Here is a 15,643-nt window from a genome sequence, read left to right as displayed (position 1 = left end):
ATTTGCTAAAAATTTCCGACTTTTTAGACCAATTTGCTGCCACCGCAGTAGGGCAGTCTATTCTCGGACAGGCTCCTAGGAGCCTGACCGACTTATGCTTTCGAGCATAAAATTGAGTAGGGCGAGTCAGAATTTTCGATCAATTTGTGCGAATAGTTGACCTATTTAAGCAAATTGATCTGAAATTCTGGCCGCGCTTTCTCGCGCTTCCTGGATTTTAGGCCGAAATTGTCTTAAGTCCGACAGGCTCCTATATTTGCTGATGTGGCAGTAAACACCGTGAAGGCCAATAATTTCAAATTCATACTATCTTCTATAATCTTATATAATAAGTGTCGTTTAGTTTCAGTTAGCTTTCCAGTGATTTATATAATGCGTCCAACCCCATTCTGCCCGCCATTTTTTTCTGCTCCACCGGCGTATCATCATCAAACCCTATACAGTTCAGGTCTTCCTGGGGCAGTTCATCAAGAAAACGGCTTGGAACCGTATCAATAACCTCTCCAAACTGTTTTCGCTGAGCGGCCAGCGTCAGGGTGAGTGATTTTCTGGCCCGGGTAATTCCCACATAGGTCAGCCGACGCTCTTCCTCAACATTGTCTTCCTCAATACTGGTGCGATGGGGCAGCAGCTCTTCCTCCATGCCCATCATAAAAACATGGGGATACTCAAGACCTTTTGACGCGTGCAGGGTCAGCAATTGTACCCGATCCGCATCCTCTTCTTCCTCCTGACGCTCAAGCAGATCCCGTAAAATCAGTTTTCCCACCGCTGTTTCGACGCTGATCGGGTCTTCACCCGGCTCCATGGAGCGTTCAATGGTTTGTTGCAGTGAGTCAATCAAAAACCAGACATTGCCCATGCGTTTTTCTGCCACGGCAGGGGTTGTGCTGTTTTGATATAACCAGTTTTCGTAGCCACTGTCCTGGATCATTTCACGAATACTGTTTACAGGGTCTGCTTCTGTTTGAATCAAACGAGAAACCTTATCCAGCCAGTGGGTAAAGCGACGCAGCTTATCAAGGTATTGAGGTGACAGGCTTTCCTCAATACCTATTTCTGAGCAGGCCCTGTACAAACTGATATGGCGCTTATTGGCGTAGTTGCCCAGTTTTTCCAAAGTGGTGGGGCCAATTTCTCGTCGTGGTACATTGACAATCCGCAAAAAAGCATTGTCATCATCGGGGTTCACCAAAAGACGCAGGTAGGCCATCATATCCTTTACTTCACTGCGGGCAAAAAACGACGTACCACCGTTAATATGATATGGCACCTGATGATGTTGCAATTTCATTTCCAGCAGGCGGGACTGGAAATTGCCGCGATAAAGGACGGCATAATCTTTGTAGCGGGTTCCCAGTCGCAGCTTGTGTGTCAGAATTTCCGTAGCAATTCGCTCACACTCCATTTCATCATTACGGCACTTGATGACCCGAATCTCGTCCCCCATCCCCAGCTCACTCCACAGGGACTTGTCAAATACATGGGGATTATTGGCAATCAGTGTGTTGGCCGCTTTCAGAATACGGCTGGTTGAACGATAATTCTGCTCCAGCTTGATGACTTTCAGGTTCGGGTAATCGTCTTCCAGCTGCACCAGGTTTTCTGGTCGTGCACCCCGCCAGGCATAAATGGACTGGTCGTCATCCCCGACAACGGTAATCTTACCGCCCATGCCAACTAACAGGTTAATCAGACCGTATTGGGCCGTATTGGTATCCTGGTACTCATCCACTAACAGGTAATGTACTTTATTTTGCCATTTTTCCAGAATATCAGGCCGACTGCTAAAGAGACTGACTGGCTGTAAAATCAGGTCATCGAAATCAACGGCATTATAGGCTTTCAAGGTACGCTCATAGTGTTCATACACACGGGCAGCAGTAATCTCTGTTGGCTGGCGCGCCTGATCAAGAGCCTGGCGCGGGCTGAGCATGGCGTTCTTCCAATTGGAAATGGTGTGCTGAACAGCGTCAACCGTCTCATCTTCTGCCCCCATATCACGTATCATCAGCTCACCGATCAGAGCCTTGGCATCGTGCGCGTCAAAAATAGAAAAGCCGGGTTTATAACCAAGCGCCTTGCGCTCCTGACGAATGATGTTGAGACCCAGGTTATGAAAAGTCGATACCGTCAGCCCATGGGACGCTTTGCCTTTTACCAGCTGCCCCACCCGCTCTTTCATTTCACGGGCTGCTTTATTGGTAAACGTCACGGCGACAATATTGCGTGCCTTGATACCGCATTGCTGAATCAGATAGGCAATTTTTGTGGTGATCACGCTTGTTTTACCGCTACCGGCTCCAGCCAGTACCAGCAGGGGGGTATCAATATACTTAACAGCCTGACGCTGTCGGTCGTTGAGTCGCTGCACAGGTGGAAATTTCTGTTCATCAAAAGGAGCAGTATATCACCGCTTTAGACGTCTGGTACGTTGTTTCACCAGCGTTTTCACGGTCACTGCCTTGACCAGCCCTGAACACCTATGGCTGTCATCACCAGCTGCACGGACAGTGCCGCAAGAATCATCCCCACCACCCGAATAATAATGGCTGAGCCATTATGACCTATTACCCGAAAGATACGACCAGCCATCAACATAAACCCGCAAGTAATCAATAGTATTATGATTAATGCTACTGCGGTGACCGCTTGTTCTGGAAAGGTATAAACGCGATTATCGGAAAGCAGGATAACGGCCATAATAGCCCCCGGACTGGCAATGGATGGCACAGCCAGTGGAAAAACGGCAAGCTCGTGCCCCGGCTCCTGTTGTCCTCCGCCTTTTTCAGGGTTGGTGAATATCATTTGAAGGCCAAATAAAAAGAGAATTAACCCGCCGGCCAGCTGCAAAGAAATCAGCTGAATGCCCATAACTTTCAGGATTAACTGCCCCAATACCAGCGCGGATAGAAGAATCAAAAAGGCGTATACCGTCGCTTTGACTGCCGTTTTTCGTCGGCCAGCCGGTGAAAGATGAGCAGTAAGCCCGGTAAACAGCGCCAGTGTGCCTACGGGGTCCACCGTGGCCCACAACATGATTAAGTCTTTGATGAACTGTTCCATAGGCCGCCCCATTAAATTTATTGTTGAATCATTATCTAGCCCGGATATTTCATAAACATGCTCCTGGCCTTGCTTGCTCCTTGCGGCTCTAAGGGAGTTTTGCTCAGTCGGCCGTACTCCCCGGTGGCGCTCCTTCGCGAAATCCCTTAGAGCCGCAAGGTTCCGCGCAATTCTCAGGGCAGTTTATGAAATATCCGGGCTAGGAGCCTGTCGGACTTATGCTTTCGAGCATAAAATTCAGTAGGGCGAGTTAGAATTTTCTCGCGCTTTCTGGATTTTAGGCCGAAGTTGTCTTAAGCCCGACAGGCTCCTAGCATAATGATGGCGTATCAGAGGGCGCAGGGTTGAAAGCATCCCCTGATAGGCTGGCATTAAGCCTAGGCCAGAGCAGCGCGGCAGTAAACCTGCCAATTACCCTGAATTCAGCCATTGATCGCTTTTCACTTGCCCGGAGTCAGACGCCTCATGGGAAAACGGCATTCACCGGCTGAAGTCAACATTACCCACTAACTGAGCACCTTGACGATGAGCAATACTACTCTTCCTATGACAGAAAACCTTTCCCGTTATTTGATCACCACGGGTACCCGGGAGTCTTCTTATCTAAAACAGCTGCGGGAAGAAACCCGTCACCTTGAAGACCACAATATGCAGATTGCCCCTGAACAGGGGCAATTTATGGCCATGCTGGTGCAATTAACAAACGCAAAAGCCATTATCGAAATTGGCGTGTTTACCGGCTATAGCTCGTTGGCAATGGCAGAGGTATTGCCGAAAGAAGGGCACATTATTGCTTGTGACATTAATGAAAAAACCACAGCAATGGCCAAAACCTATTGGGAAAAAGCGGGCGTTAGCGAGCGTATCGACTTACGGTTAGCGCCTGGCCTTGAAACACTTCAGCAATTGTTGGATGCAGGCAGGCAGCAGAGCTTTGACCTTGTTTTTATTGATGCCGACAAGCCTTCCTATGATGGTTACTACGAGAAGGCGCTGGCGTTACTTCGCCCAGGAGGCGTCATCTTATTAGACAATATGCTATGGGGTGGACAGGTGGCTGACGACAGTATTCAAGATGAGTGCGCAGAAGCATTAAGGCAGCTCAATAAGAAAATCCACCAGGACAACCGTGTTGATATGGTACTGCTGCCATTGGCAGATGGTATTACTATGATTCGAAAGCACTAGGAGCCTGTCCGAGAATAGACTACCCTACTGCGGTTGCGATAAATTGGTCTAAAAATTCCTGCTTCTTCGTCAAATAGCCCCACTATTATCCTCAGAAGCATCTTACGTCAGGGAGTTGGCCTGAAAGTGTCAGATTAGGGTTTTGATTTCCATTTCTGGACATTATTTCCGGCAGGTCTGTGACCCTAACCTGACAGTTTTACTGCTTAGCGCAACTTTTAACCCCGTTGGGTGACGCGCGCGTGCTGGATATCCGAGAGTCACATGAAACACAGCTTCGCTTCCGAGCTGCGATCAAGCGACCAAAAAGTGCCGCAGCGCAATGGATAGACTCACTCGATCCAGATATGACTTATATTTTGGTGTGCCAGTCAGGTAAGCGAAGCTTAACCATGGTGACAGATTTACGCGAACGGGGAATGGGGCGGGCATACAGTTACTTTGGCGGAATGAATAGAGCGATCAAGGCTGAGGACGCAGACTTGATGGAGGTTATCCAACCGTGCTCCCCGGGGTAAAAAACAAAGATTTCACTTTCTTTATTGCGAATAGTCTATGCGTGTTAAGTGCGTCGCGACTAACTCTGTTTGCAACATCCTGGTGGATGGTAGAAGAGACCAGAAACGCGTCCGATTTGGCTCAGATGATGGCTATAGCTCTACTGATCGAGGTGGCTTGCCGCTTCTTATTCGCCAATGTGGGCGACGTATTTAACAAAAAGCACGTAGTTATGCTAACTTCTCTGGTAACAGGGCTGTCATCGTTGATCCTTTACTGGGTATTATCTCCTGGCGTTCATTATCTGTTGATATGGACACCCATAATTTTGCTGTCGGTATGTAATGCCATTCGAATGCCGGTGAATGCCAGTCTGCTCCGTTTTATCGTCCCTGAATCTATCTTATCTCGTGCCATATCCCTTAATCAGGGCGTGAATACATTCGGCACCATGGTAGTGCCTATGTTGGCGGGGGGGGGGTGATCTCACTGTTTGGTGTCAAGCTCGGGTTAGTCATATCTATTTTAACGTCTGTTTTCTCTGTTGTACTGTTGAAATGTATTGAATACCAACAAGTACCCAGAGAAGTCAAAGCCCAGTCTTTAATAGCAATGCACCGGAAGCGTTGGGCCGACTTTCTCAAAATTTGGCCTGAGGTGACTTTTGCCGTTGTCCGCGCATTGCTCAATGGGGTGATGTACGCCTTCTTTTCCGTCTTTGTTCCATTTTTTGCCAACACCATTACGGCAGACGGTGCCTGGATTATGGGTACACTTGATGGAGCCTTTTCAATCGGTTTATTCCTCGGCGCAACGTTCATTGTTGGCAAACATAAGCTTAAGTCCCGTCCTATGAGTAGAGCGATGATGGGTTTCACTGGATTACGGCGAGCTTCTTACTTATCGCTGTCATAGTGCTTTACCAAAGCCAGTTCCCAGGCACTCCCGCACTGGTCTTTGGTATGTCGGCCCCCTTAGTTATTGGTGGAGCCTGCTTATTTCTGATCAACAACAGTATTTCGGTTATTAGGATGCACGCTTCCCCCAAGGGGTCACTCTCATCCATTCATAAAGGATTTCTGTGGACGGTAAACACCTCACCCACCGAGCTGCGCTAAATTGGCGGTATTCCCGGTAATGCCCTGATCCAGAAAATGGCTGTCTTTTTTCAAGCGCAGTGACGAGGTAATGCGCTCTATCAGTGCGTCTTGTTGATGGTCATGTTGCAGCAGGTCACGCAGATCAATGCCTTGATCCCCAAACAGGCATAATTGTAATTTGCCCAAAGAGGTAACCCGAAGGCGATTACAGTCATCACAAAAATCCCTGGCGTATGGCGTGATCAGACCTATGCGCCCTTGATAGTCACTGTGGCGGTATTCCTGGGCAGGGCCAGCATCACGGCTACGAGCAATACGCACCCATCCCAAGTCTATCAGTTGCGAACGAATTGTACTTCCAGAGACATGGTGCCTGTTAAAAAAATCATGGTTATCTCCTGTTTCCATCAATTCGATTAACCGCAGGGTAATGGGCTGGTCTTTAATCCATGCCAGAAACCGCGATAACTCCCCATCATTAAGACCTTTCATTAACACCGTATTTACCTTGATGACAGGCAATCCGAGTTCGAAGCCTGCTTTTATGCCGGCAAGAATTTCCTGTAAACGATTATGTCCGGTGATCAGGGAAAAGGCGCCAGGGTTCAGGCTGTCAACACTGACATTCACCGCATCAATACCGGCTTTCAGCCAGGCTGAAATGCACTGATCCATTTTATAGCCATTAGTGGTCATGGCAACGGTATGAATGCCAGGCGCCGCCTTGATTGTTTGCACGATATCAGTAAAGTCGTGACGCAGGGTTGGCTCACCGCCGGTGATACGAATTTTTTCAACACCCAACTGTGAAAACGCGTGAATTAACCGTTTGATTTCAACCAGCTTCAACGCTGCTTTATGGTTGTGTTCAAGGCAACCATCAGGCAGGCAATAGTTACAACGAAAATTACAAAGGTCAGTAACAGATAACCGAAGGTACGGGAATGTTCGTCCCAGCGTGTCCTTCAATGATGACATAGAACACCACTCCCTAGGAGCCTGTCGGACTTAAGACAATTTCGGCTTAAAATCCAGAAAATGCGAGAAAGTGCGAGAAAATGCGGCCAGAATTTCCGATCAATTTGCTTAAACAGGTCAACTATTCGCACAAATTGATCGAAAACTCTGACTCGCCCTACTGAATTTTATGCTCGAAAGCATAAGTCCGACAGGCTCCTAGTCCACTAATGAATACATGAGGCTTTAATAAGCATTGTCAAATTCACATGCTAACGGGACTCTGTGAGAAAAACTATGGTGTTTAATAACACTTTATCAGACATTTGCGAAAGGTGGGTTATGCGTTTCAAGACGAAAAGAAGCCGTCCTGAGCGTTCTCAATCCGGGCGAAAAGCTGGAAAAAGCCATGCCAGTTATAACAATGAATGGCCCCAGCAGAGGTCGCTGCAAGAAAATAAAAAAACCATCTTACTGGCCTGAGTATTTACCTTTCAACATCGACCGATATAGAATAGCATTGACTTTTATAATCCGTTTTCCCTGATCCTCACTGCGCACAGACTTTCAGGCGCCTTCTTAATTTTTTAAACAATCTTGCCTTTTTTTGCATCCAATTGGATTTCCGGTTCGTCCCTATGGTCTTTAACACGGGGTACTAGAAGATAGTCTTCTATCACCCACCTACTCAGGAAACCCAGGAAACTCAGGAAAGCCCTATGAAAAAGATAGTCAGCCTTTTAGGGAGTACTCTGCTGCTCGGTACTATGCAGTTTGCCAATGCCGTTGAGTTAGATGCTTCCATCAAGCACAACCCCAACAATGGTGTGATTCATGTCTACGGCCCGGGTGGACCAGATACTGCGCTGAAAGCGGCGGCTAAAGCCTACCAGGCAAAAACCGGAACAAAAGTCATTATTACTGCCGGGCCTGAGTCCGAATGGACAAAGCAGGCACAAAAAGATGCGGATCTTATTTTTGGCTCCTCTGAACAGTCCATGTCCGCCTTTGTAGAAACCTACCCCTTTATCACTGAAGCAGACGTTAAGCCGCTGTATATCCGTCCAGCCGTCATTGCTGTTCAAAAAGGCAACCCGAAAGGCATTCACAGTTTTAAAGACCTGCTGGATAAACCGGTTAAAATTGTAGTGACTGAAGGAAAGGGCGTGTACAACACCTCAGGTACCGGTGTCTGGGAAGATATTGCTGGCCGTTTGGGTTCTATAGAGGATGTCAAAAATATTCGCAGCAAAATTATCAGCTTCGAAAAAGGCAGTGGTGCCAGCTTTAAAGCCTTCCTAAAAGGTGCCGATGCCTGGATCACCTGGGCGCACTGGCCACTGACAAACCCTGACAAAGTTGATTTAGTGAACATTGAGCCTGAACGAAGAATCTACCGTGATCTGCCTGTTGCTCAGACCAAAGGTGCAGATAAAGCCACCAGTAAATTTATTACTTACCTGACTAGCCCGGAAGCTGCAAAGTACTTTTACAAAGAGGGCTGGACAAAGTAAATTATTGTCGCTTACAGCTTCAGTAAAGACGACTATAACCGTGAAAATTAAATGCACTATCACTGTCGTTGGTACAAAATCACAAAGCCTGACGTCCTAGGAGCCTGTCGGACTTATGCTTTCGAGCATAAAATTCAGTAGGGCGAGTCAGAATTTTCGATCAATTTGTGCGAATAGTTGACCTATTTAAGCAAATTGATCGGAAATTCTGGCCGCGCTTTCTGGATTTCAGGCCGAAATTGTCTTAAGTCCGACAGGCTGCTAGGATACCCGATAAAACCAGCCCAACAACCACCATTGATACCTATGCTAAAACCATCATTCCTGCCACGCCTGTTGAATGATACCCTGGCTATCGCCCCCCTTTGTGTCTTCCTTTCCCTCGTGGTATTTCATATGGGTGTGCTGACGTTGAGTAACTACCTGGTACAAATACCCGTTGACATTGCCGACTTTCACAACACCTGGGGAACCTTTTCTTTTCCACTGGTGTATCTGGCGACAGATTTAACCGTTCGGCTATACGGAGCTCCCCTCGCCCGACGCGTCATTGCCTGCGTCATGGTGCCCGCGTTGATCTTCTCCTATGGTATTTCTGTCTTATTCCAGCAGGGTGTTTATCAGGGAGTGGAGGCGTTAGCCGTCTTTAACCTGTTCGTTGCCCGCATCGCCTTTGCCAGCTTTTCAGCTTACCTTACCGGCCAGTTACTGGATGTCACCGTGATGAACCGATTACGCCGGTTAAAACAATGGTGGGTAGCACCGGCCATGTCCACCATCGCAGGTAACGCCCTTGATACCGCGGCCTTTTACTCGGTAGCATTTTATCAAAGCACAGATGCTTTTATGGCGAATAACTGGGTGGAAATCGGCCTGTTGGATTATGGTTTTAAACTCATTGCCTGCCTGTTTTTATCCCTACCCTTGTACGGTGTATTATTGTCTTACCTTGAGCGCCGGCTGCCTGGCATATCACTGACTTCACCCATTGCCTGATAATTGCCTGATATGATCACAACGCAATCCCCAACGGCCTGCCCCTGCGGCAGTCAACTGGCTTATACCCACTGCCGCGGGCCATTCCATGATGGAAAATCCCCCGAAACAGCGGTGGAGTTAATGCGCTCCCGCTACAGCGCTTACGCTCTGGGAAACGTGGATTACATTATCAGCACGACACTCCCCCCGCAACAACCCGCTCTTAAAAAAGAAAAGGCATTACTTAAAGCAGATACTACCCACTGGCTTCGATTGGCTATTATCAAAACCACAAAAGGCTCAATCAAGGACAAAAGCGGTGTTGTGGAATTTAAAGCCTGGTATATCGCCGCACCGGGCCAGAGGGAGCAGTTTCTGCATGAAGTTTCTGATTTTATCAAGAAGCAGGGGCGCTGGTATTATATTCACCCCTCACTGCCAAAAGCACCAAAGGGAAATCGGTAGAAATGACGTCTCCTACTGGGACAAGGACTGGGAACAACAAGGTAGTTTGAGTCCCCAATTGTTCATGGCAGCAATGTCGCTGAGCCGCGTACTGGTTCGGTTTGTGGCAAGGGTTTATCTTGACGATAGATATGCCAGCCAGTCATTAATAAATCGTTTAATTCTATCTCCCGCATAATTTCATCGTAACTCACCAAGCCCTTACTGGATAAAGCGCCATTCAAATATTCCATGAAAATGACATGCGGCCACGAAGTGTCGGGGTGTCCTTTTATACTTTGAAAGGGTAACGCTTCAAGCACCTCGTTTAACTGCCCGATAATGCCACTTCCCTCGCTCATCTTCTGTGCCATTGTTATCAGATCGGTTCTATCGCGATCTCGATATCTAACCTCCGCGGTGTAATGTTTCGTATAGACCAGCTTTAAAGGAATATAATTCTGCGGTTTTGACAGACTGTCACCTTCATCACTGACAAACACAAAACAACCCGGGTTATTTTTTATTAATGACGTGATGTAATATTCCGTTTTCTTTTCCGCTATGTCTTTGTTCAATTGCTCACTATATTGAGGTAAGTCCGTGTAGGGGTACAAGACGATAAATAACGTTGAATCACCACAGGCACCGGCAATATCCTGAGCCGGAACTACATTGATGGGCTGTTTTTTATCACCCTCAAAATCCTTATAGGGATAGTGAATATCTACCGGGATAACGGTAATACCGCATCCCAGAATAGTTAAATAGCGTTGCATGAGAAGGGATATTCTCCCACCGCCACAGCCAATATCAACAATGTACTTAATGGTAGGGTGTTGTTTCAAAAAATCAGCAAGGTAATTAAAGTTATGGTTTGTCCGTTGGAAATTATCAAAAGAATCAGAAAGTGGCTGCGTAGGATCAGGGAGCACCAGTTTCTGGTTGCCAATGTCCACAAACTCAGGCTCAGGTTCCACCTTATAAGGTCTGGATTCAGATTTACTGATACCCACAATGCCCAGTTCTTCGATACCCACAATACCCAGTTCTTCGACCTGTTTGCATAGCTCGTGTTGTTCGCAGGCTGATCTGAAAGTCATTCTTTCGTCTGTTCCGTCGTCACAAAAAGACATCATTTCGTCTGTTCCGTCTCCGTCGTCACGACCTGAATAGCTGTACAAGCCAATCGTAAAGTTTCCCCTTTCATTTGTGCGTAACGATGTATCATGGAAATAGCTACATTGAAAACAAATGGCTGCCTCTATTAGACTCCTTTGAATACCTGATGAGTTGAGAATTTCCAATTTTTCTTCTATCGGCAACCAGACCAGACGAAGACCCTCACCCTCAATACCCAAGCGTAAACTTAACTTCTTAAGGGAGTCTGCCATATCATCGATGGCTCTTTGTCCATCTTCTCCGTATCTATCAACTTTCAAAGAATCAGCGGCCCCCTGAGCGTCGCCTGTTTTTCCGCACATGCCATTATTCGGGAAAATACTGCCATAAAACAGAATAACAACAGCCAATAACCCTATTTGAGAAGACATTTTTATTTTCATACGGAAAACTCCCCACCCAGATTAAACCAATACGATTTACCCTCAGGGAGCATAGCCGAACATTGATAAAATGCCAGACTAAGCATCGATGCCAACAAACCATTGATAGATTTTTTTCTTTATCTACGACTTAATTTCATCGTATGTCACCAACCCCTGACTGGATAAAAAAATGTTGAAATAACAAAAGAAAATGAAATCTTGCCGTAATTTTTCGTGTCCTCTTTTTACTGTGGATTTCAGGCTTTGCTTTATTCTATCTGTTCTATTGCGTCCAAATACTTATTCCTTGCAAACGCTGATTTCCTTTTCTCCCAAAACCCTGTTTTAAAATATCAGCCTGATTGCACTTCGGACACTTTACCTCAATAAGCACGTCATAAGACGTATATTTGCCTGATAATAACATTCACTATTATTGTCTTGTCTCGAAAGCTGATTTGTGCTCAACGGCGGATCATGCTTTACTTGCCCTCCAGCGAATTACCGCTTGCTTTTTGACCGGAGCCTCAGTCTGCCATGTCACTAAACCTTAACTTGCCGCGACTTTTTGACCAAAAAACCCGTAACCGAGGTCGCAGGTACTTTAATACCGGGCATGTCCGGTGGGTTGAGATCAATGAAGGGGACTGTGAGATTTACGGCGAGGTCAAAGGCAGTAGACGAAAACCCTATGAGGTAACGATTGAATTTAGCCCAGACGGCAAAGACGATGACATCGTAGAAGGCTTCTGCTCCTGCCCTGTGGGCTATAACTGTAAGCATGTGTTTGCTCTGCTGCTCGAAGCGGATCGTCAATACGGGGCTGATAAAGTCAATGCCCTCATCAATAAGTGTGACTCGGAAGAGTTTGTTGATCTCGCGGAAGCGCTTAACGCGGCTTCCAATGGGACAGCCCCCGATTCCATCAAAGGTATCATGACACTGATGCAACAAATGGGCGTCAACCTTGAAGAGCTGGGAATGGCTCCGACAAAAACACAATCAACCCTACTCCGCCCACAGTCATCAGCACAGCAAGATCAAAAAGCCCTCACAGCACGAAGTACGCAATGGCTGGAACGACTGCAAAAGTCAGCCAGAGATCCTGCCCAACCGCACGCTCCGGCACAGCAAAACAGCATGTCCATTGTATACTTACCAGCATTCAGTAAAAACGGCAATGTCGTAGTGAGCCTGCACAGTTGCCGCCAGCTGAAAAAAGGCGGCTTTGGCAAACCCTCCAGTCAGATCAGTCTGGATTTGTTTTCCTATACTTATTATCAAAACACACCTAAATGGCCTAAAAGCTTTGATGAGCAAGATAAGAAAATCGTCAAACTCGCCTATATGGAAAACCTGATTGCCTCTTGCAACAGTAAGATCGTCCTTAAAGGTGAGACAGGTGCGACACTGCTCGAACAAATAATCGCCACCGGTCGTTTATGGCTTGACAGCGAGAGCAAACTCGCTATTGAACAAGGTGACCCTGTTCAACCTGAAGTACGCTGGCTCATTAATGAAGACGGCCATCAAACACCGGCGCTTTTTGATGAAAGCCAGGATAATCATCAACTAAATCTCATCACCACAGAGCCACCTTACTACCTCAAGGCCTCTCAACGGTGGGCAACGTGTGGGCCGTTAATCAATGCGCCAGAGACTGACGTTCTCAGTACGTTGCTGCAAGCCCCGCCCCTCGATAACGACAGTATTGCCAGAACGCAGCAAGTGCTGTCAGAGATTCTACCGGCGGCTGTGGCAAAGACAGTCAGGCAGCCTGAGGCCATCAGCGTTCAAAAAGTCACCCCAACCCCGGTACTCAGCCTCAGTAGTATTCCCTGGCAGGCTAAACAGACCTCGCGTAAAGGCAGTGCGTTGTTCGATACACCCGATGGGACACAAACCCTGGCAAAAGCCAATTTGCTGTTTGATTATAACGGCCAACGGGTAGATCACGGCGATAGTGCCAACACGCTGCCCACCCAATCGGGCGAGGCGATTATTCCACGGCATGAAGCCATGGAACAGCAAGCCATTTATGCGCTGTCTTCGCACTTGCGACCAGCTAAAACCCTCCTTGAAGCGGTGGGCATTAACGAGATTAGCCCTGCTGATTTATTAACATCACTACCGAATACCGACAACTACGAGCAACAGTGGCTGGGGTTTGTCAACAACGAGTTGCCCGAGCTGGAAGAAAAAGGCTGGATCATCGAAATAGCCGATGACTTCCCCTTCCAGTTTGCCGCTATTGAGGAAAGCGATTGGTATGCCGAGCTCGAAGAATCTGAAGACAACCCCTGGTTCACCATGAAGCTCGGTATTACCGTTGACGGTGAAGCCATTGACCTGCTGCCTGTCATTGCCCGCCAACTGCACCGTTTACCCGCTATTGAAGAACTTAAAAAGCTGAAAAAAGGCAGCAAAGTGCCTGTTGCCTTACCCGGTGGTAAATTCATCAAACTGACCGCTGAGCGCTTAACCCTGATCGCATCCACCTTGCTGGAGTTATTCGGTGACAAACCACTGGATGACTACCGTATCGAAAACCACCACGCGCAACTGTGGGATGAGCTGCAAAGCCAGCTGGGCTTACCCTGGGCCGGTGGGAAAAAACTCAAAAAACTCGCCAAAGAACTCAAACGGTTTAAGCGGCTCAAAGCCGTCAAACCGGCTAAAACCCTGCAAGCAGAGCTACGCCCTTACCAGCAGCAAGGATTATCGTGGTTGCAGTTTTTAAGGGAGTACGGCTTAAACGGTATTCTGGCCGATGATATGGGGCTGGGTAAAACGTTACAAACGCTCTCCCACCTGCAACTGGAAAAACAACGTCTCGGTGATGACCTGCCCCCCAGCCTTGTGGTGTGCCCCACCAGCTTGCTGCACAACTGGTGTCACGAAGCCGAGCGGTTCACACCCGACCTGAATGTGCTCACCTATCACGGCACCAGCCGTGACCTGGAGGCATTCCCACAGGCTCAGCTGATACTGACCACCTACGGTATTATTCAGCGAGACTTTGAGCAGCTGATTAAACAACGGTTTCATTTACTGGTGCTGGACGAAGCGCAAGCGGTTAAAAATCCCGATGCAAAAGCCGCAAAAGCCGTACGCCACATTCCTGCCAGCCATAAGCTGTGTTTGACCGGCACCCCCATGGAAAACCATCTCGGCGAACTCTGGTCACTTTATGATTTTTTAATGCCCGGCTTTTTGGGGGCCAGCCGCGACTTTAGCCGTTTTTACCGCACGCCCATTGAGAAGCACGGTAAAAAAGAACCCGCTAAACGCCTGCAAAAACGTATTGCGCCGTTTATGCTTCGCCGGAGTAAAGATCTGGTTGCCAAAGAGCTCCCATCAAAAACCGAAATTGTGCGCACCACTGAGCTCGAAGGCAAACAACGTGACCTGTACGAAACTATCCGTGCCAGTATGGAGATGAAGGTCAAAAAAGAAATCGAGAAAAAAGGCCTGGCTCGTTCACAGATTTATATTCTTGATGCGTTGTTAAAAATGCGTCAGGCCTGCTGTGACCCGTCACTGGTAAAAGTGGAACAGGCGAAAACCGTACGAGAATCCGCCAAGCTCGACTTGCTGATGGACCTGGTTCAACCCATGGTGGAAGAAGGCCGGAAGATTCTTGTTTTCTCGCAATTCACGTCCATGCTGATGGTCATTCAGGCACGCCTTGATCGGGCTAAAATTGACTGGGTTAAACTAACAGGCCAAACCGGTAACCGCAGCAAACCCATAGACGCCTTCCAACAAGGCAATGTCCCCGTGTTTTTAATCAGCCTGAAGGCCGGAGGCACCGGGCTTAACCTTACCGCTGCTGATACGGTGATTCATTATGACCCCTGGTGGAACCCCGCCGTTGAAGATCAGGCCAGCGACAGAGCGCACCGGATTGGTCAGGACAAACCAGTCTTTGTCTATAAGTTAGTGACTGAGCGGACAGTAGAAGAAAAAATTCAGGACTTGAAAGAGAAAAAACGGGCCATTGCCGATGCCGTATACGGTGACAGTGCCGGTAAGAAAAAACTCTCAATTACCGCCGAAGACCTGGATGTGCTCTTTGAGCCATTAGCCGCCAAGAGATAAAAACAATCAGCAGCCCTACTGGAGAGGGCATTTTTATTCTCATACAGAAAAGTCATCACCCAGATTAAACCAATACTATTTAACATGAGTTCGACACCCTGAAATTTTTCCTATCTCTTGCTAGTGCAAACAAGCGTTAATAGACATACAACCATCACTTTGGCCACTCCTGCGAAGGCAGGCGTCCATTTTCTGGTAGATTCCCGCCTTCGCGGGAATGACGACTGTATGGGTATCACTGCCATGCAGG

12 protein-coding genes are annotated in these 15,643 nt (G+C 47.6%); 8 read left to right on the top strand and 4 right to left on the bottom strand.

Annotation, left to right across the window (positions count from 1 at the left end):
• Positions 1-349: 349 nt before the first annotated feature.
• Positions 350-2,374: a DNA helicase Rep gene (rep, locus tag V4C51_RS10595; RefSeq protein WP_330926129.1), complete on the bottom strand. Its 2,025-nt coding sequence runs from the start codon at positions 2,372-2,374 to the stop codon at positions 350-352.
• Between the two features lie 83 nt (positions 2,375-2,457).
• Entirely contained in the window at positions 2,458-3,066 is a 609-nt protein-coding gene (locus tag V4C51_RS10590) for a MarC family protein (RefSeq protein ID WP_330926128.1), read from the bottom strand.
• Between the two features lie 525 nt (positions 3,067-3,591).
• On the opposite strand from V4C51_RS10590, the gene V4C51_RS10585 reads away from it, so the two are divergent.
• The 4 genes from V4C51_RS10585 (at position 3,592) to V4C51_RS10570 (ending at position 5,667) form a co-directional block, all read left to right on the top strand.
• Positions 3,592-4,254 (top strand): O-methyltransferase, encoded by a 663-nt coding sequence (locus V4C51_RS10585; RefSeq protein ID WP_330926127.1) that lies wholly within the window; start codon positions 3,592-3,594, stop codon positions 4,252-4,254.
• Between the two features lie 242 nt (positions 4,255-4,496).
• Positions 4,497-4,772 carry a rhodanese-like domain-containing protein gene (locus tag V4C51_RS10580; RefSeq protein WP_476577894.1) on the top strand — a complete coding sequence of 92 codons (276 nt, stop codon included), beginning with the start codon at positions 4,497-4,499 and terminating at the stop codon, positions 4,770-4,772.
• Positions 4,757-5,236 (top strand): MFS transporter, encoded by a 480-nt coding sequence (locus tag V4C51_RS10575; protein ID WP_330926125.1) that lies wholly within the window; start codon positions 4,757-4,759, stop codon positions 5,234-5,236. The genes V4C51_RS10580 and V4C51_RS10575 overlap by 16 nt, the downstream gene beginning before the upstream one ends.
• The gene (locus V4C51_RS10570) at positions 5,233-5,667 is read left to right on the top strand and encodes an MFS transporter (protein ID WP_330926124.1); all 435 of its coding nucleotides are present in this window, start codon (positions 5,233-5,235) and stop codon (positions 5,665-5,667) included. The genes V4C51_RS10575 and V4C51_RS10570 overlap by 4 nt, the downstream gene beginning before the upstream one ends.
• A 182-nt stretch (positions 5,668-5,849) precedes the next feature.
• On the opposite strand, the gene moaA is transcribed toward V4C51_RS10570, so the two are convergent.
• Positions 5,850-6,830, bottom strand: a complete 981-nt coding sequence (gene moaA, locus V4C51_RS10565; RefSeq protein WP_330926123.1) for a GTP 3',8-cyclase MoaA — start codon at positions 6,828-6,830, stop codon at positions 5,850-5,852.
• 698 nt (positions 6,831-7,528) lie between these two features.
• Here moaA and V4C51_RS10560 point away from each other — a divergent pair.
• The 3 genes from V4C51_RS10560 to V4C51_RS10550 all read left to right on the top strand — a co-directional run bounded on the left by V4C51_RS10560 (position 7,529) and on the right by V4C51_RS10550 (position 9,766).
• Positions 7,529-8,323: a substrate-binding domain-containing protein gene (locus V4C51_RS10560; RefSeq protein WP_330926122.1), complete on the top strand. Its 795-nt coding sequence runs from the start codon at positions 7,529-7,531 to the stop codon at positions 8,321-8,323.
• Positions 8,324-8,629: 306 nt separating this feature from the next.
• Positions 8,630-9,319: a 7-cyano-7-deazaguanine/7-aminomethyl-7-deazaguanine transporter gene (locus tag V4C51_RS10555; protein ID WP_330926121.1), complete on the top strand. Its 690-nt coding sequence runs from the start codon at positions 8,630-8,632 to the stop codon at positions 9,317-9,319.
• Between the two features lie 12 nt (positions 9,320-9,331).
• Positions 9,332-9,766, top strand: a complete 435-nt coding sequence (locus V4C51_RS10550; protein WP_330926120.1) for a YchJ family protein — start codon at positions 9,332-9,334, stop codon at positions 9,764-9,766.
• A gap of 62 nt (positions 9,767-9,828) precedes the next feature.
• On the opposite strand, the gene V4C51_RS10545 is transcribed toward V4C51_RS10550, so the two are convergent.
• Positions 9,829-11,310: a hypothetical protein gene (locus tag V4C51_RS10545; protein ID WP_330926119.1), complete on the bottom strand. Its 1,482-nt coding sequence runs from the start codon at positions 11,308-11,310 to the stop codon at positions 9,829-9,831.
• Positions 11,311-11,829: 519 nt separating this feature from the next.
• On the opposite strand from V4C51_RS10545, the gene V4C51_RS10540 reads away from it, so the two are divergent.
• A complete protein-coding gene (locus tag V4C51_RS10540; protein ID WP_330926118.1) occupies positions 11,830-15,393 on the top strand; it encodes a DEAD/DEAH box helicase in 3,564 nt (1,187 codons plus the stop codon).
• Positions 15,394-15,643 lie beyond the last annotated feature (250 nt).

Source organism: Candidatus Sororendozoicomonas aggregata (assembly GCF_031528575.1).
Lineage (GTDB): Bacteria > Pseudomonadota > Gammaproteobacteria > Pseudomonadales > Endozoicomonadaceae > Endonucleibacter > Endonucleibacter aggregata.
Note: the sequence above shows the minus strand (reverse complement) of the source record. Positions and strands in the feature narration are given on the sequence as shown.

Excerpts from the sequence above, each read along its gene's own strand:
- V4C51_RS10540 (WP_330926118.1), top strand. The coding sequence starts at position 11,830 with ATGTCACTAAACCTTAACTTGCCGCGACTTTTTGACCAAAAAACCCGT.
- V4C51_RS10555 (WP_330926121.1), top strand. The coding sequence starts at position 8,630 with ATGCTAAAACCATCATTCCTGCCACGCCTGTTGAATGATACCCTGGCT.
- V4C51_RS10590 (WP_330926128.1), bottom strand. The coding sequence starts at position 3,066 with ATGGAACAGTTCATCAAAGACTTAATCATGTTGTGGGCCACGGTGGAC.
- V4C51_RS10585 (WP_330926127.1), top strand. The coding sequence starts at position 3,592 with ATGAGCAATACTACTCTTCCTATGACAGAAAACCTTTCCCGTTATTTG.
- moaA (WP_330926123.1), bottom strand. The coding sequence starts at position 6,830 with ATGTCATCATTGAAGGACACGCTGGGACGAACATTCCCGTACCTTCGG.
- V4C51_RS10550 (WP_330926120.1), top strand. The coding sequence starts at position 9,332 with ATGATCACAACGCAATCCCCAACGGCCTGCCCCTGCGGCAGTCAACTG.
- V4C51_RS10560 (WP_330926122.1), top strand. The coding sequence starts at position 7,529 with ATGAAAAAGATAGTCAGCCTTTTAGGGAGTACTCTGCTGCTCGGTACT.
- V4C51_RS10545 (WP_330926119.1), bottom strand. The coding sequence starts at position 11,310 with ATGAAAATAAAAATGTCTTCTCAAATAGGGTTATTGGCTGTTGTTATT.